The sequence below is a fragment of the Limimaricola litoreus genome (assembly GCF_024159025.1).
Classification (GTDB): Bacteria; Pseudomonadota; Alphaproteobacteria; order Rhodobacterales; family Rhodobacteraceae; genus Limimaricola; species Limimaricola litoreus.
In genome coordinates, this window is record NZ_JAMYXC010000280.1 from 1 (window position 1) to 19048 (window position 19048).

Annotated in this window: 18 protein-coding genes and 1 pseudogene; 15 read left to right on the top strand and 4 right to left on the bottom strand. The window is 68.7% G+C overall.

What is annotated here, in order from left to right; genetic code table 11:
• On the bottom strand, window positions 1-590 hold a 590-nt coding region (locus tag NHG85_RS17385; protein WP_253334802.1), incomplete at its 3' end, for an AraC family transcriptional regulator.
• A 99-nt stretch (window positions 591-689) separates the two neighbouring features.
• Between NHG85_RS17385 and NHG85_RS17390 the strand changes: the two genes are divergently transcribed.
• From NHG85_RS17390 to NHG85_RS19905, 8 genes and pseudogenes are all read left to right on the top strand, one after another.
• Window positions 690-1943, top strand: coding sequence for a sarcosine oxidase subunit beta family protein (locus NHG85_RS17390; protein ID WP_253334804.1), 1254 nt, complete (start codon window positions 690-692; stop codon window positions 1941-1943).
• Window positions 1944-1953: 10 nt separating this feature from the next.
• Window positions 1954-2253, top strand: a complete 300-nt coding sequence (locus NHG85_RS17395; protein ID WP_253334806.1) for a sarcosine oxidase subunit delta — start codon at window positions 1954-1956, stop codon at window positions 2251-2253.
• Window positions 2250-5255, top strand: coding sequence for a sarcosine oxidase subunit alpha (locus tag NHG85_RS17400; RefSeq protein WP_253334808.1), 3006 nt, complete (start codon window positions 2250-2252; stop codon window positions 5253-5255). The genes NHG85_RS17395 and NHG85_RS17400 overlap by 4 nt, the downstream gene beginning before the upstream one ends.
• A 14-nt stretch (window positions 5256-5269) precedes the next feature.
• On the top strand, window positions 5270-5821 hold the full coding sequence (locus NHG85_RS17405) for a sarcosine oxidase subunit gamma (RefSeq protein WP_253334809.1): 552 nt from the start codon (window positions 5270-5272) through the stop codon (window positions 5819-5821).
• 94 nt (window positions 5822-5915) lie between these two features.
• Window positions 5916-7181 carry a serine hydroxymethyltransferase gene (gene glyA / locus NHG85_RS17410; protein WP_253334811.1) on the top strand — a complete coding sequence of 422 codons (1266 nt, stop codon included), beginning with the start codon at window positions 5916-5918 and terminating at the stop codon, window positions 7179-7181.
• Between the two features lie 4 nt (window positions 7182-7185).
• Window positions 7186-8586 carry an L-serine ammonia-lyase gene (locus NHG85_RS17415; protein WP_253334814.1) on the top strand — a complete coding sequence of 467 codons (1401 nt, stop codon included), beginning with the start codon at window positions 7186-7188 and terminating at the stop codon, window positions 8584-8586.
• A gap of 4 nt (window positions 8587-8590) precedes the next feature.
• Window positions 8591-9475: a formyltetrahydrofolate deformylase gene (purU, locus tag NHG85_RS17420; RefSeq protein WP_253334817.1), complete on the top strand. Its 885-nt coding sequence runs from the start codon at window positions 8591-8593 to the stop codon at window positions 9473-9475.
• Between the two features lie 40 nt (window positions 9476-9515).
• Window positions 9516-9730, top strand: a pseudogene (locus NHG85_RS19905) (urocanase-related protein); the annotation flags it as partial.
• 44 nt (window positions 9731-9774) lie between these two features.
• Here NHG85_RS19905 and NHG85_RS17425 read toward each other — a convergent pair.
• The 3 genes from NHG85_RS17425 to NHG85_RS17435 all read right to left on the bottom strand — a co-directional run bounded on the left by NHG85_RS17425 (window position 9775) and on the right by NHG85_RS17435 (window position 13173).
• Entirely contained in the window at window positions 9775-10875 is a 1101-nt protein-coding gene (locus NHG85_RS17425) for a M24 family metallopeptidase (RefSeq protein WP_253334819.1), read from the bottom strand.
• Window positions 10876-10940: 65 nt separating this feature from the next.
• Window positions 10941-12527, bottom strand: a complete 1587-nt coding sequence (locus NHG85_RS17430; protein ID WP_253334821.1) for an ABC transporter substrate-binding protein — start codon at window positions 12525-12527, stop codon at window positions 10941-10943.
• Window positions 12528-12555: 28 nt separating this feature from the next.
• Complete coding sequence (locus tag NHG85_RS17435; protein WP_253334822.1) at window positions 12556-13173, bottom strand: helix-turn-helix domain-containing protein; 618 nt, start codon at window positions 13171-13173, stop codon at window positions 12556-12558.
• Between the two features lie 214 nt (window positions 13174-13387).
• Between NHG85_RS17435 and NHG85_RS17440 the strand changes: the two genes are divergently transcribed.
• From NHG85_RS17440 to NHG85_RS17470, 7 genes are all read left to right on the top strand, one after another.
• On the top strand, window positions 13388-14425 hold the full coding sequence (locus NHG85_RS17440; RefSeq protein ID WP_253334832.1) for an ABC transporter permease: 1038 nt from the start codon (window positions 13388-13390) through the stop codon (window positions 14423-14425).
• Between the two features lie 5 nt (window positions 14426-14430).
• Window positions 14431-15333 (top strand): ABC transporter permease, encoded by a 903-nt coding sequence (locus NHG85_RS17445; RefSeq protein ID WP_253334833.1) that lies wholly within the window; start codon window positions 14431-14433, stop codon window positions 15331-15333.
• Window positions 15330-16166, top strand: coding sequence for an ABC transporter ATP-binding protein (locus NHG85_RS17450; protein ID WP_253334824.1), 837 nt, complete (start codon window positions 15330-15332; stop codon window positions 16164-16166). The genes NHG85_RS17445 and NHG85_RS17450 overlap by 4 nt, the downstream gene beginning before the upstream one ends.
• Window positions 16163-16906 (top strand): ABC transporter ATP-binding protein, encoded by a 744-nt coding sequence (locus tag NHG85_RS17455; RefSeq protein WP_253334826.1) that lies wholly within the window; start codon window positions 16163-16165, stop codon window positions 16904-16906. Before NHG85_RS17450 ends, NHG85_RS17455 begins: the two co-directional genes overlap by 4 nt.
• A 10-nt stretch (window positions 16907-16916) precedes the next feature.
• Window positions 16917-17462, top strand: coding sequence for a GAF domain-containing protein (locus NHG85_RS17460; protein ID WP_253334828.1), 546 nt, complete (start codon window positions 16917-16919; stop codon window positions 17460-17462).
• Between the two features lie 97 nt (window positions 17463-17559).
• Window positions 17560-18513: a dihydrodipicolinate synthase family protein gene (locus NHG85_RS17465; protein WP_253334830.1), complete on the top strand. Its 954-nt coding sequence runs from the start codon at window positions 17560-17562 to the stop codon at window positions 18511-18513.
• A gap of 40 nt (window positions 18514-18553) precedes the next feature.
• Window positions 18554-19048, top strand: a 495-nt coding sequence (locus tag NHG85_RS17470) for an FAD-dependent oxidoreductase (protein ID WP_253334834.1), incomplete at its 3' end; no start/stop codon positions are given.

The window sequence follows — 19048 nt, forward strand, 5'->3', positions numbered from 1 at the left end:
CTCTTGCGCGCCGCCGCCCGGCCGATGTGCCGATCCACGAGATGGGCCGCGAGATGGGCCGAGCTGGCCCCGCCCGAGCAGGTGAGCCGGTCCCGATCCTCGACGAAGACCCGGTCCGAGACCGGAACCAGCCCGTCGAATTGCTCGAGGAAATCGTCGTGGTGGAACCAGCTGACGCAGCAGCGGTAGCCCTGCATCAGCCCGGCGCGGTGCAGGATGAAAGCGCCGGTGCAGACGCCGATCAGCGGCACCTTGCGCGCCGCGGCGCGGCGCAGAAAGGCGATCTCGCCGGGCGGCAGCCCGCCCTCGTCGATCAGCCCACCGATCACCACGATGTAGTCGAAGCGGGACGGATCGCCGAGCTTTTCCTCGGGCCCCACGGTGACGCCGCAGCTTGACCGGACCGGGGCCGGATCCTCGGAAATGACGCGCCAGCTGCACAGGATCGGGCGTGAGCGGTCGCCCTCGTCGGCGGCAAGGCGCAGCACGTCGACGAAATTGGCGAAGGCCGAGAGCGTGAAACGCCGCGCCAGCAGGAAGCCGACACGCAGGCGCGGTCGAGGAGAGGCCGTGCCCAAAGCGATGCTCATGTCGCAATCATAACGCCGATCTGGCGCATCCATCCAGCCCAACATTCAGGATTCGTGGCAGGAGAGGAACAGACAAGTTCCCGCTCCGAGGACCGCGCCATGCCCCGCTATTCCGCTTTTGCCGTCGTGAAGAACGCGCTCACCGGGCATTCCGGCTGGCGCGCGCAATGGCCCGATGCCGAGCCCAAAAAGGAGTACGACGTCATCATCGTCGGCGCCGGTGCTCACGGTCTGGGCGCGGCCTACTACCTTGCCAAGGAGCACGGCATCACCAATGTCGCGGTGATCGACCGCGGCTGGCTCGGGGGCGGCAACACCGGGCGCAACACCACCATCATCCGCTCGAACTACCTCTATGACGAGAGCGCGAAGCTCTACGACCACGCGCTCGATCTGTGGGACGGGCTGTCACAGGATCTGAACTACAACGTCATGTTCTCGCGCCGCGGGGTGATGATGCTGGCGCATAATGTGCATGACGTGCAGAGCTTCCAGCGGCACGTGCATTCCAACCGGCTCAACGGCGTCGACAACCGCTGGCTTTCGCCGCAGGAGGCGAAGGATTTCTGCCCGCCGCTGAACATTTCCCCAGATGCGCGCTACCCGGTGATGGGGGCCGCCTTGCAGATGCGGGCGGGCACGGCGCGGCACGATGCGGTGGCCTGGGGCTATGCGCGGGCGGCGGCGGCGCGGGGCGTCGACATCATCCAGAACTGCCCGGTGATCGCGATCCGGCGCGGGCCGGACGGGGCGGTGACCGGGGTGGACACGGCCAAGGGCTTCATCGGCGCCAAGAAGGTCGCCGTGTCGGCGGCGGGGCATACGAGCGTCGTGATGCAGAGCGCCGACGTGCGGATGCCGCTGGAGAGCTTCCCGCTGCAGGCGCTGGTCTCCGAGCCGGTGAAGCCGGTGTTTCCCTGCGTGGTGATGTCGAACACGGTGCATGCCTATATCAGCCAGTCCGACAAGGGCGAGCTGGTGATCGGCTCGGGCACGGATCAATACACCTCCTATTCGCAGCGCGGCGGGCTGCCGCTGATCGAGCATACGGTGGCGGCGATCTGCGAGGTCTTTCCGATCTTCAATCGGATGCGGATGCTCAGGAAATGGGGCGGCACGGTGGATGTGACGCCGGATCGCTCGGCGATCATCGGCAAGACGCCGGTGAAGAACCTCTTCGTCAATTGCGGCTGGGGCACGGGCGGCTTCAAGGCGACGCCGGGGGCGGCGCATGTGCTGGCGCATACGGTCGCCACGGGCGAGCCGCACAGGCTCAACGCCGCCTTCACGCTGGACCGCTTCCGCACGGGGCGGCTGATCGACGAGGCGGCGGCCGCCGCCGTCGCGCATTGAGGAGAGCGTCATGCTGCTGATCCATTGCCCCTATTGCGACGAAACCCTGCCCGAACTTGAATTCGCCTATGCGGGCGAGGCGCATGTCGACCGCCCCGCCGATCCCTCGGCGCTCTCTGACGAGGAATGGCGCGATTTCCTGTTCATCCGCGCCAACCCAAAGGGCCCGCATTTCGAGCGCTGGCGGCATGTGCATGGCTGCGCGCGCTTCTTCAACGCGGTGCGCGACACGGTGAGCGACCGGTTTCTCATGACCTACAAGGCGGGCGAACCGCGCCCGGACATCTCGAAGCTGGAGGAGGCGCAGTGAGCCAGTTCCGCATTCCCGGCAAGGGCCGGGTCGATCACGCCGAGACGGTGAGCTTCAGCTTCGACGGCAAGCGCTACGAAGGGCTGCGCGGCGACACGGTGGCCTCGGCGCTGCTGGCGCATGGCGTCCACCTGATGGGCCGGTCGTTCAAGTATCACCGCCCGCGCGGGCCGGTCACGGCGGATTCCGCCGAGCCCAACGCGCTGATCGGCACCTCGCGCGGGGCTGGTGAGAAAGAAGGCCGGTTCGAGCCCAACACGCGGGCCACGGTGCAGGAGCTGCGACAGGGGCTGGTGGCCGAGAGCCAGAACCGGCTCGGCAGCCTCTCCTTCGACCTGGGCGCCGTGAACGACGCGCTGCACCCGCTGTTTCCGGCGGGGTTCTACTACAAGACCTTCATGTGGCCGCGCAGCTTCTGGGACAAGCTCTACGAGCCGGTGATCCGCCATGCCGCCGGCCTGGGGCGCGCGCCCTCGAAGGTCGATCCCGATAGCTACGCCTCGCGCTACCTGCACAGCGATCTGCTGGTCGTGGGCGCCGGGCCCTCGGGGCTCATGGCCGCGCTGGCGGCGGCGCGGGCGGGCGTGCGGGTGACGCTGGTGGACGAGAACCCGGAGATGGGCGGGGCGCTGCTCTCCGATCCGGGCATCGAGATCGAGGGGCGGCCCGCTTGGGACTGGCTCTCGGGCGCGCTCGCCGAGCTGAACGCCCTTGGCGTGCGGCTGATGACCCGCACCACGGCCATCGGCTATTACCACCAGAACATGATCGGGCTGTGCGAGAAACTCACCGATCATCTCGACGAGATCCCCGAGGGCGCGCCACGCGAGCGGATGTGGCGGGTGCGGGCGACGCGGGTGGTGCTGGCGCAGGGCGCTTTGGAAAAGCCGCTGGTGTTTCACGGCAACGACCGGCCCGGCGTGATGCTGGCGGGCGCGGCGCAGAGCTACCTGCACCGCTGGGGCGTGCGCGTGGGCGAGCGGGCGGTCATCGTCACCTCGCATGACAGCGCCTGGTACGCCGCTTTCGACCTGGCCGAGGCGGGCAGCAAGGTGGTCGCCATCGTCGACACGCGGGCGACCCCGCCCGAGGCGCTGGTCTCGGAGGCGCGGGCGCGTGGGATCGAGGTGCTCGCGGGGCACACGGTCACCGGCACGAAGGGGCGGCTGCGCGTCGCCTCGGTCACGGTGAACCCGGTGCGCGGCGGCACGGTCGGTGCGGCGCGGCTGCTGCATTGCGACTGCCTGCTGATGTCGGGCGGCTGGACGCCCTCGCTGCACCTCTTCTCGCACACCAAGGGCAGCCTTCAGTGGGACGCCGAAAGCGAGACCTTCCTGCCCGGACGGATGACCGAGGAGTGCCACATCGCGGGCGCGGGGCGCGGGGTCTGGGGCTACGCCGAGGCGCTGGCCGACGGCGCGAAAGCCGGGGCGGATGCGGCCACCGCGCTGGGGCGCGAGGCCGAGGCCATCACCCCCGACGTGGCCCATGACCGGCCCGGCACGGGCGAGAGCCACAAGGAGCTGCCCACCGACCGCAAGTCGCACCGGGTGCGCGCCTTCGTCGACTACCAGAACGACGTGACGGCCAAGGACCTGCGCCTTGCGGTGCGCGAGGGGATGCGCTCGATCGAGCACGTCAAGCGCTACACCACCAACGGCATGGCGACCGACCAGGGCAAGATGTCGAATATGAACGGGCTGATGATCGCCGCCGACGCGGTGGGCAAGCCGCCGCCGCAGGTCGGTCTGACGACCTTCCGCCCGCCCTATACGCCGACCACCTTCGGCGCCTTTGCCGGATACCACCGTGGTGCCACCTTCGAGGTGACGAGGGCCACGCCGATCGACGGCTGGGCCGAGGAGAACGGCGCGGTCTACGAGCCGGTCTCGCTGTGGCGGCGGGCGTGGTACTTCCCGATCGGCGGCGAGGACATGGAAGAGGCGGTGGCGCGCGAATGCCGCGCGATGCGGGCCAGCGTCGGCATCTTCGACGCCTCGACGCTGGGCAAGATCGAAGTCATGGGGCCGGATGCGGTCGAGTTCATGAACCGCATGTACACCAATCCCTGGACCAAGCTCGCGCCGGGGCGCTGCCGCTACGGCGTGCTCTTGGGCGAGGACGGCTACATCCGCGACGACGGGGTGATCGGGCGGCTTTCCGACGATCTGTTCCACGTCACCACCACAACGGGGGGTGCGGCGCGGGTGCTGAACATGATGGAGGATTACCTGCAGACCGAATGGCCCGATCTCGACGTCTGGCTGACCTCGACCACCGAGCAATGGGCGACCGTGGCGCTCAACGGGCCCCGCGCGAGGGAGGTTCTGGCCCCCCTCGTCGAGGGGCAGGATATCTCGGCCGAGGCCTTCCCGCATATGTCGGTGGCCGAATGCACCGTCGCGGGGTTCAAAGCTCGGCTGTTCCGGCTGAGCTTCACCGGTGAGCTGGGCTTCGAGATCAACGTGCCGGCGCGGCATGGGCGGGCCTTGTGGGAGGCGCTGATGGAGGCGGGCAAGCCGCATGGCATCACACCTTATGGCACCGAGACCATGCATGTGCTGCGCGCCGAAAAGGGCTTCATCATCGTCGGCCAGGACACCGACGGCACGGTGACGCCGCAGGATGCGGGGCTCGGCTGGGCGATCGGCAAGAAGAAGCCCGATTTCGTCGGCAAGCGCGGCCTGGCGCGGCCCGATCTCGTGGCCGAGGGGCGCAAGCAGCTGGTCGGGCTGATGACCGAGGACGGGGCGGTGAAGCTGGAGGAGGGCGCGCAGATCGTGCTCGACCCCGAGCAGCCCCTGCCGATGAAGATGGTGGGCCACGTCACCTCGTCGTACCACAGCGCCACGCTGGGCCGCTCCATCGCCATGGCGCTGGTCGAGGGCGGGACCGAGCGCATGGGCGAAACCGTGCATGTGCCGATGCCCGATGGCGTGGTGCGGGCAAAGGTGACCTCGACCGCCTTCTACGACCCCGACGGCGACCGGCTGAAGCTTTGAAGGAGGGCGCGAGGATGACCACGCAGACGCATGATTTCACGGTGATCGAAGGCGGCACCGCGCCGGTGCGCGTCGAGGACATGGCCCCCGTGGCGCGCTTTTCGCTCAGGCTGCGCGAGGCGCATCGCGCGGCGGTGGGGCAGGCGCTCGGCTTTGATCTGCCGCAGCGGGTGGGCGATGTGGCGCGGGCAAAGGCGCGCGCGGCCCTCTGCCTCGGCCCGGACGAATGGCTGATCCACGCGCCCGAGGCCGAGGCGGAGGCCATCGCCGCCGCCGGGGCGGGGGCCTATGCGGAGGCGCCGCACAGCCTCGTCGAAATTTCCGACCGCGAGATCAGCTATGCGATCACCGGGCCGGCGGCGCGGGAGCTGCTCACCATCGCCTGCCCGCGCGACCTCGACCGGCTCGCCACGGGGCGGGCGGTGCGCACGGTGTTCGACACCGCGCAGGTGGTGCTGTGGCGCGACGGCGAGGACGCCTTCCGCCTCGACGTCTGGCGCAGCTTCGCGCCGCACGTTCGGGCGCTGCTGGACGCCGGGCAGGCGGAGCTTTCCGCCGGGTTCTGAGCCGCAAGGGCCCAGCATTCCAACTTCTCGATCTCTGCCGGCCGCCTTCGGGCGGCCGCCGGAGAGGTCATGTTCGCAGCCAAGGGAGAGACCCATGCTTGACGCTTCCATCACCGACCGGATTTCCGACAGCGCCGTGGCCGATGCCATCGCGCAGGAGCTGACCCGCCAGCAGCGGCAGATCGAGCTCATCGCCTCCGAGAACATCGTCAGCCGCGACGTGCTGCGTGCGCAGGGCTCGGTCTTCACCAACAAATACGCCGAAGGCTATCCGGGCCGGCGCTACTACGGCGGCTGCGAACATGCCGACACGGTCGAAGAGATTGCCCGCGAGCGGCTGAAGCAGCTCTTCAATGCTGCGCATGTCAACGTGCAGCCGCATTCGGGCGCGCAGGCCAACCAGGCGGTGTTCCTCGCGCTTCTGAGCCCCGGCGACAAGATCATGGGGCTGTCGCTAGCCCATGGCGGGCACCTCACCCATGGCTCGCCTGTCACCATGTCAGGCAAGTGGTTCGATGTGGTCTCCTACGAGGTCGAGCAGGACAGCCATCTCATAGACATGGAGAAGGTCCGCGACAAAGCGCTGGCCGAGCGGCCCAAGCTCATCGTCGCCGGGGCCTCGGCCTATCCGCGCGAGATCGATTTTGCCGCTTTCCGCGCCATCGCCGACGAGGTCGGGGCGTATCTGATGGTCGATATGGCGCATTATGCCGGGCTGATCGCGGCGGGGCTCTATCCCGATCCGCTGCCGCATGCGCATGTGGTGACCTCGACGACCCACAAGACGCTGCGCGGCCCGCGCGGCGGCGTGATCCTGACCAATGACGAGGCCTTGGCCAAGAAGTTCAACTCGGCGGTATTTCCCGGCAACCAAGGCGGGCCGTTGATGCATGTGATCGCCGCCAAGGCGGTGGCCTTCGGCGAGGCGCTGTGCCCCGAGTTCAAGGATTACGCGGGCCGCGTCATCGCCAATGCCCGCGCCCTGTCGGAGACGCTGAAGGCGGGGGGGCTGGGCATCGTGTCGGGCGGCACCGACTGCCACATGGTGCTGGTGGACCTGCGCCCCATGGGGGTCACCGGCAAGGCGGCGGAGATCGCGCTCGAACGCGCGGGGCTGACCTGCAACAAGAACGCGATTCCCTTCGACCCGGAAAAGCCCTTCGTCACTTCCGGGATCCGGTTGGGTAGCTCGGCGGGGACCACGCGCGGCTTCGGCGAGGACGAGTTCCGTCGCATCGGCGCGCTGGTGCTGAAGGTTGTCACCGCATTGTCGAAGGCGCCGGAGGGCGACCCGGAGGTCGAGGCCGAGGTGCGCGCGGAGGTCGAGGCGCTCTGCGACGCCTTCCCGGTCTACGGCTGACCCGATGTCGGTCCCGGTCTTCGAAATATTCAAGCACGGCATCGGCCCCTCCTCGTCGCACACGATGGGGCCGATGGTCGCCGCGGCGCGGTTTCTCGACGATCTGCGCGGCGGGGCCGAGCGCATTCCCGGCGCGGGCGAGGTGGCCTCGGTGCGGGTCTCGCTGCACGGTAGCCTCGCCTTCACCGGCAAGGGGCACGCAAGCGACCGCGCGGTGGTGCTGGGGCTTCTGGGCCAGAAGCCCGAGACGCTCGACCCCGAAGCCGCGGAGGCGATGATCGAGGGGCTGCGCGACAGCCGGGAGCTGCGCCTCGACGGGCTGCCGCCGCTGGGTTTCGATCCGGAGGCGGACCTGCTATTCGATTACGGCCCGGCGCTGCCGCTGCACGCCAACGGCATGATCTTTCGCGCCTTCGACCGGGGCGGCAACCCGTTCCTGACCACGACCTATTACTCGGTCGGGGGCGGTTTCGTGCAGAGCGAGGCCGAGCTTCTGGCCGCGCGCGAGGCGCCCGAGGCGGGCGGCGCGCCGTCAAGCCTGCCGTACCCGTTCCGCTCGGCGCGCGAGATGCTGGAGATGGGAGAGGCGACAGGGCTCTCCATCGCCGCGATGACGCGCGCCAACGAGGCGGCGCGCGGGGTCCGCGATCTCGACGCCAAGCTCGACGCGCTGTCGGAGACGATGAACGCCTGCATCGACCGGGGGCTGTCGCTTGATGGCATCCTGCCCGGCGGGCTGAAGGTGAAGCGGCGGGCGCGCGCGATGCATGCGGCGCTTCTCGCCGAGCGGCAGAGCAACCGCCCCGCGCCGCATGTCGCCAACGAATGGATGAGCGTCTATGCCATGGCGGTGAACGAGGAGAACGCCGCCGGAGGCCGCATCGTCACCGCGCCGACCAACGGGGCGGCGGGCACGGTGCCGGCGGTGCTGCGCTACTGGCTCGACCATTGCGACGGGGTCACGGAGGCCCGCCGCCGCGATTTCCTGCTGACCGCGGCGGCGATCGGCGGGATCATCAAGACCAACGCCTCGATCTCGGGCGCGGAAGTGGGCTGCCAGGGCGAGGTCGGATCGGCGGCGGCGATGGCGGCGGCGGGGTTCTGCGCGGCGATGGGCGGGAGCAATGCGCAGATCGAGAACGCCGCCGAGATCGCGCTCGAACATCACCTCGGCATGACCTGCGACCCGGCGGGCGGGCTGGTGCAGGTGCCCTGCATCGAGCGCAACGCGCTTGGCGCGATCAAGGCGGTCTCGGCGGCGGCATTGGCGCTGCGCGGGGATGGCACGCATTTCATGCCGCTCGACAACTGCATCAAGGTGATGCTGGAGACCGGGCGCGACATGAACACGAAGTACAAGGAAACATCCACCGGCGGCATCGCCGTCAATCTCCCGGAGTGCTGAGACCATGAGCCACCTGATCGTTACCGGAACCGGCCCGACCCGGCGCGGCCTCGTCGCCGCCATCTCGGGCGGCCTGTCGGAGCTGGGCTGCAACATTCTCGACAGCGCGCAGTTCAACGACGAGGCGACCGGGCGCTTCTTCCTGCGAATGGTGATCCGCCCCGAAACCGGATCGACGCGCCGCGACGTCGAGAGCGAACTGGCGCGGATCTCGGCCGCGACCGGGCTGGCGCTCGAGGCGCATGAGGCCCCCGCCAGGATGCGGATGATCGTCATGGTGTCGAAGTTCGGTCATTGCCTGAATGACCTGCTCTATCGCTGGCGCATCGGCGCTCTGCCGGTGGAGATCGCCGGCGTGATCTCGAACCACGAGGCCTATGCCGCGACGGTCGAGGGGCATGGCCTGCCGTTCCACCACATCGCGGTGACGCCCGAGAACAAGCCCGAGGCCGAAGCACGGATCATGGGCGTGGTCGAGGACGCAGGCGCCGACCTCGTCGTGCTGGCGCGCTACATGCAGGTGCTCTCGGACGGGCTCTGCGCGAAGATGGCCGGGCGGATCATCAACATCCACCACTCCTTCCTGCCGTCGTTCAAGGGCGCGGTGCCCTACAGCCAGGCCCATGCCCGCGGCGTGAAGCTGATCGGGGCGACCGCGCATTACGTGACCGCCGATCTCGACGAGGGACCGATCATCGAGCAGGACACGGTGCGGGTGACGCATGCGCAGAGCGCGGGCGACCTGGTGGCGCTCGGACGGGACGTCGAGGCGCAGGTGCTGTCGCGCGCGGTTCACGCCCATGCCGACCGCCGGGTGTTCCTCAACGGCGGCAAGACGGTGGTGTTTCCCGCCTCGCCCGGCGCCTTCGCGTCCGAGCGGATGGGCTAAGACGCTCATTAATCCCGCGAGCGAAGCGCTATAAGAACTGCTGCACCACAACGGCGGGTGCCGCGGAAGTTTTCGCAGCACGCAAGCATAGTGATCGTCGCTGACGGGAGCGAAGGCGCGGCGAAGCGGTTGGGATGATTGTTGCAGGGCGACCCGGTCTCGGGCGTCTGGCGCCATGCCGATGCGGGTTCTGCCGACGCCGCCGGATGCGCCCGCGAACACGGGTTGCGGCTGCCGACGATCCTGTGCAGTTGAGGGTGCCGTGGACGGGACGGCGCGCGCCGTCCCGTTCGAGGGGGTCAGGTGATCTGCAGATCGCGCGACAGGTCCGACAGGATCTCCGCGCTATCCTCGCGCAGGATCACGATGTCCTCGAGCCGGACGCCGAAGCGACTTTCGAGGTAGATCCCCGGCTCGATCGAGAACACGCAGCCCTCTTCGAGCACCGCGTCGCTGGTCGCGGAGATGTAGGGCGGCTCGTGAATGTCGAGGCCGAGCCCGTGGCCGGTGCGGTGCAGGAAACGGTCGCCGTAACCCGCCTCTTCGATCACGCCGCGCGCGGCGCGGTCGATCTCGGCGGCGTGCACGCCGGGGCGTGCGATGGCGAGCGCGGCCTGCACCGCGCGTTCGACCACTGCGGCGACCTTCAGGAACTCGGGGTCCGGCGTGCCGCCGAACCAGCCGCAGCGGGTCATGTCGGACGGGTAGCCCATGTGGCGGCAGCCACTGTCGATCAGCACCGCCATGCCGGGGGCAAGCTTTGTGTCGCCGGTGTGGTGATGCGGGAACGCGCCGTTTTCGCCAAACCCGATGATGGTGAATTCGGCCCGCGCGCCATGCGCTTTGTAATAGGCGTGGATGATATCCTGCAGCTCGCGCTCGGTCATGCCGTCGCGCAGCGCGTCGAAGGCGGCCGAAACGGCGGCGTCGTTGAGCGCGGCGCTGGCCTTGAGCGCCTCGTATTCGGCGGCGTCCTTGGCAGCGCGCAACCGACCCAGCGTGTCGGCGCTGAAGCGGTGGCGCGGCGCATCGAGCGCCCCCAGCAGCCGCAGCGCGAAATCGGCGCGCATGGTCTCGTCGAGCACGACCGACAGGCCGGGCGTGGTGGCGCCGCATTCGGTCAGAAGCGCCGCGAGCGCGGCCTCGGGGCCCTCGTCGTCGGACCAGCAATGCAGCGGCAGGTCCGTCGTCTTCCGGGCGGCAGCGGCGTTGAGCGCGGGCATCAGGAAGCCGGCATGGTCGGGGCCGACCAGCAGCATCACCGGGCGCTCGTCGCCATATGGGTCGAGGCCCGACAGCCACATCATGTGGCTCGACGGGCCGATGGCGACGAGGTCGGTGCCGGTGTCGCGCATCAGCGCCCGCAGCCGCGCGAGGCGGTCGGCATGGGGGGAGGTCATGGAGGATGTCCTTGTGGTAGGTCCGACCGCCCACGCAACGCGGGCGGCCGGGAGGGGAGGCTCGATCAGTTCTTTTCGACCAGCCGGTAGAACACGAAGTCCGAGGTTGCGCCGTTGACGTAGCCCGAGACGTCATCGTCCATCGCCACCTGATAGGAGGCTTGGAACATCACGACGATGGGGCTTTCCTCCTGCGTCCTCTTTTGCAGCTCGCGATACATCTCGAGCCGCTTTTCAGGGTCGCTCTCGGTCAGCGCCGCGCGGGTCATCTCGTTCATTTCCTCGGGTACCGCCCAGGCGTTGCGCCATGTGGTGGTCGCCGCATAAGCGTCGTCGGAGTTGTCCGAGTTGTAGGCAAAGGCCTTGGCGTTGGAATGCGGGTCCATGAAGTCGGGGCCCCAGTAGAGCAGCATCGCCTCGTGGCTGCGCTCGCGGTACTTGGTGATCACCTGGCTGCCGGTGCCGGGCAGGATCTCGAAGTTGATGCCCGCATCGGCAAAGCTCGCCTGCAGCGACTGCGCCATGTCGGTGAATGGGGCCGCGTTAATCACGTCGAGCGAGACGGTGATCGGCGTCTCGATCCCGGCCTCGTCGAGGATCTGCTTGGCCTTTTCGGGGTCGTAGCTGTAGGGCGTCTCGTCGTAGGAGCCGGGGAAGCCCTTGGGCCAGAAGGCCTGATGGATCTCCATCTGGCCGTCGACGATGCTGTCGGTCATGCCGGTGTAATCGACGAGATAGCGCGCCGCCTCCCAGACGGCGGGCGGCGTCAGGCTCTCGGTCTTTTGGTTGAACGACAGGAAATGCACGGCGGCCTGCGGGAAGGTCTCGACCTTGATCTCGTCCGACGAGAGCGAGGCGATCTGGTCCGGCGTCAGATTGCGCGCCATGTCGACATCGCCCTGCTCGAGCAGAAGCTGCTGCGTCGCGGCCTCTGCCACGTGCTGCAGGATCAGCCCGTCGATCTTGGGCGCGCCCTTGAAGTAGTCGGGATTGGCCTTGAGCCGCACCAGCTCGGCGGGGCGGTACATCTGCAGCGAGAAGGGGCCGGAGCCTGCTGCGTTCTCGTTGAGCCAGGCATTGCCCATGTCGCCGTCGGTCTCGTGCTCCATCACCGTCGCCATGTCGACGATCGAGGCGGGGCGCGCGGCCAGAACGTTCAGCACGAAGGCGGGCGAGAACTCGCCCTCGTAGCGGATCGTGACGGTGTTGCCTTCACTGGTGACCATCTCGTCCACGGTCTCGGGCGTCCAGCCGAGCTGGGCGAGGATGAAGGCCGGGGTCTTGTCGAGCTTGATGACGCGGGCGAGCGAGCCGGTCACGTCCTCTGCCCGCACCAAGTTGCCCGAATGGAACACCGCGTCCTCGCGCAGGGTGAAGGTGATGGTCTTGGCCTCGGCGTCGGTTTCCCACTCCGTCGCCAGACCGGGGGCGAGCACGGTCGGATCTTCGGCGTCGTATTGCACGAGGCGGTCGTAGAGGTTGGTGACCAGCTCGCCCGAGGTGAACTCGTAGGCCTGCGCCGGGTCGATGGCGACGATGTCGTCGATGTTCTGCGCCACGACGAGCAGGCCCGCGGGCGTCTCGGCGAGGGCGGGGCCGGCCAGCGGCAGCGCCAGCGCCGAGGCGAGCAGCGCGGATTTCAGGGTCTTCATGTCTCTCTCCCGTTGGTTGTCGTCTTCGTCATTTCATCAGCCGGGGCGGCGCGTCGGTGCGGCGCGCGCCAGCGCGGTGCAGCACGCCGAGCGTGCCGGTCCACAGGATGCGGGCGGGCCGGTCGGTCGTGTTGCGCCAGGCATGCGGCGTCGCGCCCGAGTAATGCAGGCTGTCGCCCGCGCGCATGTGGAAGGTCTCCTCGCCCAGGACCTGCTCGATCTCGCCCTCGAGGATGACGATGATCTCCTCGCCCTCGTGGTGGACCAGCTCGGAGGCGTGGCCCGGCGGCACGTGCAGCATGTAGGAGGACAGCTCCGAGCCCGGAAATTCGTGGCTGATCTGCTCGTAGACCAGCTCGGAGTCGGCGAGCGAGAAGCGCGGCCGCGCGCCGCTTCGCGTCAGCGCGTCGGCCGGGCGGGGGGTGGAGATGAAGTAGTCGAGCCCGACATCCACGGCCTCGGCGATCTGCGCCAGCGTGCCTAGAGACGGCGCCGCGTTGTCGCGCTCGACCTGGCTCAGATAGCCGACCGACACCCCCGCGCGTTCGCCCAGCTGCTTGAGCGTGAGCCCCAGCTGCTTGCGACGCTTGCGGATCAGCGGTCCGAGCGGGGCGTCCTGAGAGGGCTGGAGGGCAACTCGGGGCATGCGGATCGGGGTCCTTTCAGGGCCGCGACGGATCGGGCGTCACAAAAATTATTTTGATGTAAGCAAAACTTTTTGCTTGAACCAAGAGAAATTTTTGGGCCGTCTGAAGAAAACGCGCCCCGCCTTGCGCGGGGGAAAGGCCCATGGCCGCGCGGCTGTCCCAGCCCGCGTGCAACGAGGAGACGCCGTGCCAGCCCTGCCCCGATCCTCCACCATGCCGGCCGTGGCGCTGCGCCGCGCCAGCCGTGCCGCGGGCCCGCTCGCGGGCTTTGTCGTGCTTACCGCGCTGACCTTTCTGGGGCTCTTGGCGATCACCTTCTTCATCGGCCGCGTGGTGCCGATCGACCCGGTTCTGGCGGTGGTCGGCGACCGCGCGACCCAAGAGCAATACGAGGCGGCGCGGCAGGCGATGGGGCTCGACCGTGCGCTGATCGTGCAGTTCGCCGATTACGTCTGGCAGGTGATGCAGGGCGATCTGGGGCGCTCGGTCTCGACCAACCGCGCCGTGGTCGACGATCTGGCCCGGGTCTTTCCCGCGACGCTGGAGATGGCGACCATCGGCATCGCGATCGGCGTGGCAGTGGGCGTGCCGATGGGGGTCTGGGCGGCGGCGCGGCAGGGCACGTGGATCGATCAGGTGATCCGGGTGCTGGCGCTCTTGGGCTATTCGGTCCCGGCCTTCTGGCTCGGGCTCGTCGGGCTCGCGGTCTTTTATGCCGGGCTGGGCTGGGTCGCGGGGCCGGGGCGGATCGATATCTTCTACGACGGGATCGTGCCGCCGGTGACGGGGCTCTTGCTGGTCGACAGCCTGATCGCGGGCGACACCGGCATCTTCGCCAATGCGCTGAGCCACATCGCGTTGCCGGCGACGATCCTCGGGTTCTTCTCCCTCGCCTATATCGCGCGGATGACCCGGTCCTTCATGCTCGACCAGCTGAGCCAGGAATACGTCACCACGGCGCGGGTCAAGGGGCTGTCCGAATGGCGGGTGATCTGGATCCACGCCTTCGGGCCGATCCGGGTGCCGCTGATCACGGTGATCGGGCTGAGCTATGCGGGGCTGCTCGAAGGTTCGGTGATGATCGAGACGGTGTTCTCTTGGCCCGGCATCGGCAACTACCTGACCGTGGCGCTCTTGAACGCCGACATGAACGCGGTGCTCGGCGCGACGCTGGTGATCGGCGCGGTGTTCATCTTCATCAATCGCATCTCGGACGTGCTCTACCGCGTCCTCGACCCGAGGAGCCGCTGATGCAGATGTTGCGCCGCGACTGGTATCTCGACGACGCGCCCGCCTCGCGGCTGCAGGCCAATGCCGGGCGCTTCTACCGCGCCGGGGGCCTGCTTCTGCGCAACCCGCTCGCCGTGGTCGGCGGCGCGATCATTCTGCTGCTGGTGCTGACCGCCGCACTCGCGCCGTGGATCGCGCCCTACAGCGCGGTGGGCCAAGACCTTTCGGCCCGGCTGCTGCCGCCCTCGGCGCAGCACTGGATGGGCACCGACGAGCTGGGCCGCGACATCCTGAGCCGGGTGATTTACGGCGCGCGGATCACGCTGATGATCGTGGCGCTGGTGGCGGTGATCTCGGCGCCCTTGGGGCTGATCATCGGCGCGGTCTCGGGCTATTTCGGCGGCTGGGTGGACAAGGTGCTGATGGGGGTGACGGACGTGTTCCTGTCGATGCCCAAGCTCATCCTCGCGCTGGCCTTCGTCGCGGCCTTGGGGCCCGGCATCGAAAACGCGATCATCGCCATCGCGATCACCGCATGGCCCGCCTATGCCCGCATCGCCCGGGCCGAGACGCTGACCTTCTGCCAGTCCGATTTCATCGGCGCGACCCGGCTCTTGGGGGCCTCGCACGGGCGGATCATTCTGCGCCACGTGCTGCCGCTTTGCACCTCGTCGATGATCGTGCGTGTGACGCTCGACATGGCGGGGATCATCCTCACCGCCGCGGGTCTCGGGTTTCTGGGCTTGGGCGCGCAGCCGCCGCTGCCCGAATGGGGCGCGATGATCAGCCGGGGCCGGGTGTTCATCCTCGATCAGTGGTGGGTCGCCACCATGCCGGGCTTTGCGATCATCCTCGTCAGCTTGGGCTTTTGCTTCCTCGGCGACGGTCTGCGCGACGTGCTCGACCCCAAGCAGGGGGGCAAGTCATGAGCGCGCCGCTGCTGAGCGTCGAGGATCTGCGGGTCAGCTTTCCGACGCCCGCGGGCCGGGTCGAGGTGGTGCGCGGGCTGAGCTTCGATCTGGGGCGCGAGCGCTTGGGCATTGTGGGCGAAAGCGGCTCGGGCAAGTCGATGACCGGCCGCGCGATCCTGCGACTGGTGCGCGCGCCGGGGCAGGTGACGGCGAAACGGATGGAGTTCGAGGGCATCGAGATCCAGTCGCTCTCCGAGCGGCGGATGCACGATCTGCGCGGCGCGCGGATCTCCATGATCATGCAGGATCCGAAGTTCTCGCTGAACCCGGTGATGACCGTGGGCCGCCAGATCGCCGAGGCGTTGCAGGCGCATGAGCGGCCGGGCCGTCGCGCCACCCGGGCGCGCGTTCTGGAAATGCTCGACGCGGTGCGCATCAACGAGCCCGAGCGCGTAGCGAAGATGTACCCGCACGAGATTTCGGGCGGCATGGGGCAGCGGGTGATGATCGCGATGATGCTGATCCCGCGCCCCAGCCTGCTCATCGCCGACGAGCCGACCTCTGCGCTCGACGTCTCGGTGCAGGCGCAGGTGCTCGACCTGATCGACGAGCTGGTGCGCGACCATGGCATGGGGCTGATCCTGATCAGCCACGATCTGAACCTCGTGTCGCGCTACTGCGACCGGATCATGGTGATGAATGCGGGAAGGGTGGTGGAAAGCTGCGCCGCCGCCGATCTGCATCGCGCGCAGCACCCCTATACCCGGGGCCTTCTGGCCGCCGTGCCCCGGATGCACGAGACACGCGGAACCCTGCCGGTCCTCGATCGCAGCGACTGGAGCGGGACATGAGTGCTATATCCCTGCAAGGGCTCGATATCTCCTATGGCAGCGCCAAGGTGGTCGAGGGCGTCAGCTTCGACGTGGCCGAGGGCGAGAGCTTCGCGCTGGTAGGCGAGAGCGGATCGGGCAAATCCACGGTGCTCAAGGCCATCGCCGGGCTGGCGCCGGGCTGGACCGGGGAGATCTCGGTGCTGGGCCAGCCGCGCGGTCACCGGCCCGGCCGGGGGTTTGCCCGGCGCTGCCAGATGGTGTTCCAGGACCCCTACGGCTCGCTGCACCCGCGCAAGACCGTCGACACGGTGCTGAGCGAGCCCTTGCAGGTGCATGGGCTCGGCAGCCGCGACGCCCGGGTCGAGGAGATGCTGCGCGCCGTCGGGCTCGACCGGCGGTTCCGGTTTCGCTACCCGCACCAGCTGTCCGGCGGGCAGCGACAGCGCGTGGCGATCGCTCGCGCGCTGATGCTGGAGCCCAAGGTGATGCTGCTCGACGAGCCGACCTCGGCGCTCGACGTCAGCGTGCAGGCCGAGATCCTGAACCTGTTGAAGCGGCTGCGGGCCGAGCAGGGGCTGACCTATCTGATGGTGACGCACAACCTGCCGGTGGTGGGCTTCATGTGCGACCGGATGGCGGTGATGAACCGCGGCCGCGTGGTCGAGATCGCCCCCGCCACGGCGCTGCACGACGGTAGCTTTGCCGATCCCTATTCCCGCGCGCTCTATGCCGCCTCGGGTGGCACCGCGCATGACTGAAGGACGCGACATGACGACGAACCCCGAAGCGCAGGCGCGCTTTCGCGCCGCGCTGACAGCGGCACGCGCCCCCGGCGAAGCTTACGCCGCGCTGCAGGCGCTGACCCAAAGACTGATCGGCGCGCGGCTGTTCACGGTGATGACGGTCGACATGGGCGCGATGCTGGCGCGGCGCGCCTATACCAGCCACCCGGTCGATTACCCCGCCTCGGGCACCAAGCCGATCGAGATGAACGACTGGTTCGAGATCGTGCATGGGCGGCACGAGAGTTTCGTGGCGAACCGGCTAGAAGAGATCGACCGGGTGTTTCCCGACGCCGCGCTGATCGGGCGACTCGGCTGCGGCTCGGTGATGAACCTGCCGATCCTCTGCGCCGGAGAGCTGGTGGCGACGGTCAACATGCTAGACGCGCCGGCGCATTTCACGCCGGCCCGCGTGGCACTGGCCGAGCGCGAGATCGGGCTGCCCGCGCTTGCCGCGCTTTTGGTCGAGGACCGGCTCGCCGCCTCGGGTGGCCGGGGCAAGGCAAGTGGAGGCGCGCGACCTGCGCCCTGAGCGGCGGGTTTGCCCGGAGCGTCATTTCTGTCGACATGCGCGGCCCGCACCGTATCGTGAGGCCGGGCCACCATCGCATATCAAGGGAGAGAACCGCATGACCCAAGCCATCTTTTCGGGCTGCATCCCGGCGCTGATGACACCCTGCACGCCGGATCGGCAGCCCGATTTCGAAGCCTTGACGCGCAAGGGGCGCGAGCTGGTCGATCTGGGGATGCGCGCGGTGGTCTATTGCGGCTCGATGGGGGACTGGCCGCTTTTGAGCGATGCGCAGCGGATGGAGGGCGTGGAGCGGCTGATCGCGGCCGGGGTGCCGGTGATCGTCGGCACCGGCGCCGTCAACACCGCAAGCGCCGTGGCCCACGCCACTCATGCCGCGCGGTCCGGGGCCGAAGGGCTGATGGTGATCCCGCGGGTACTGTCGCGCGGCGGCTCCATCGCGGCGCAGAAGGCGCATTTCGAAGCGGTGCTCGCCGCCGCGCCGGGCCTGGCTTCGGTGATCTACAACAGTCCGCATTACGGCTTTGCAACGCGGGCCGAGCTGTTCTTCGCGCTGCGTGCGAAGCATCCGCATCTTGTCGGGTTCAAGGAGTTCGGCGGCAAGGCGGACCTGCGCTATGCCGCCGAGACCATTACCGGCGGCGACGAGAGCGTGACGCTGATGGTCGGCGTCGACACGGCGGTGGTGCATGGCTTCGTCAACTGCGGCGCGGCGGGGGCGATCACCGGCATCGGCAACGTGCTGCCGCGCGAGGTGCTGCATCTGGTGGCGCTGTCGCAGGCCGCGGCGCAGGGCGATGTCGTGGCCCGGCGCCGGGCCGAAGAGCTGGAGGCCGCGCTCGCGGTGCTGTCGTCCTTCGACGAGGGGCCGGATCTGGTACTCTATTACAAGCACCTGATGACGCGTGCGGGCGATCCGGCCTACGCGCTGCATTTCAACGAGACGGACGCGCTGAGCGACAGCCAGCGTGGCTATGCCGACGCGCAGTTCGACTTGTTTCGCAAATGGTACGCGGCATGGAGCGAGAGCCTTGGGACCGACGCGGGCTGAGCGGGCGGGATCCGCGACCAAGGGGGCCGGGGGCGCGCCGATGTCGCGCGAGGTGATCGTCGTTGGCGCGGGCGTGGTCGGGTTATCGATCGCGCTGGCCGCGCAGGCGCGCGGGCTGAAGGTGCGGGTTCTCGACCGCGAGGGGCCGGCCGCGGGGGCGAGTGCGGGCAACGCGGGCGCCTTCGCCTTCACCGACATCCTGCCGCTGGCCTCGCCACGGATCCTCCGTCAGGCCCCGAAATGGCTGCTCGATCCGCTCGGGCCGCTCAGCGTGCCGCCGCGCTACGCGTGGCGCATCGCGCCTTGGATGTGGCGGTTCTGGCGCGCCTCGCGGCCTTCGCAGGTGGCGGCCTCGACCAGCGCGCAGACCGCGCTGATGCGGCTGTCGCAAGAGGCGCTGGAGCCGCATCTCGCGCGTGAGGGTCTGACGCATATGCTGCGCCGCGACGGGCAGTTGCAGCTCTACGAGGGCGCGCGCGCGTTTCGCGCCGCCTTGCCCGGCTGGGCCGCGCGGCGCGCCGCGGGCATCGCGTTT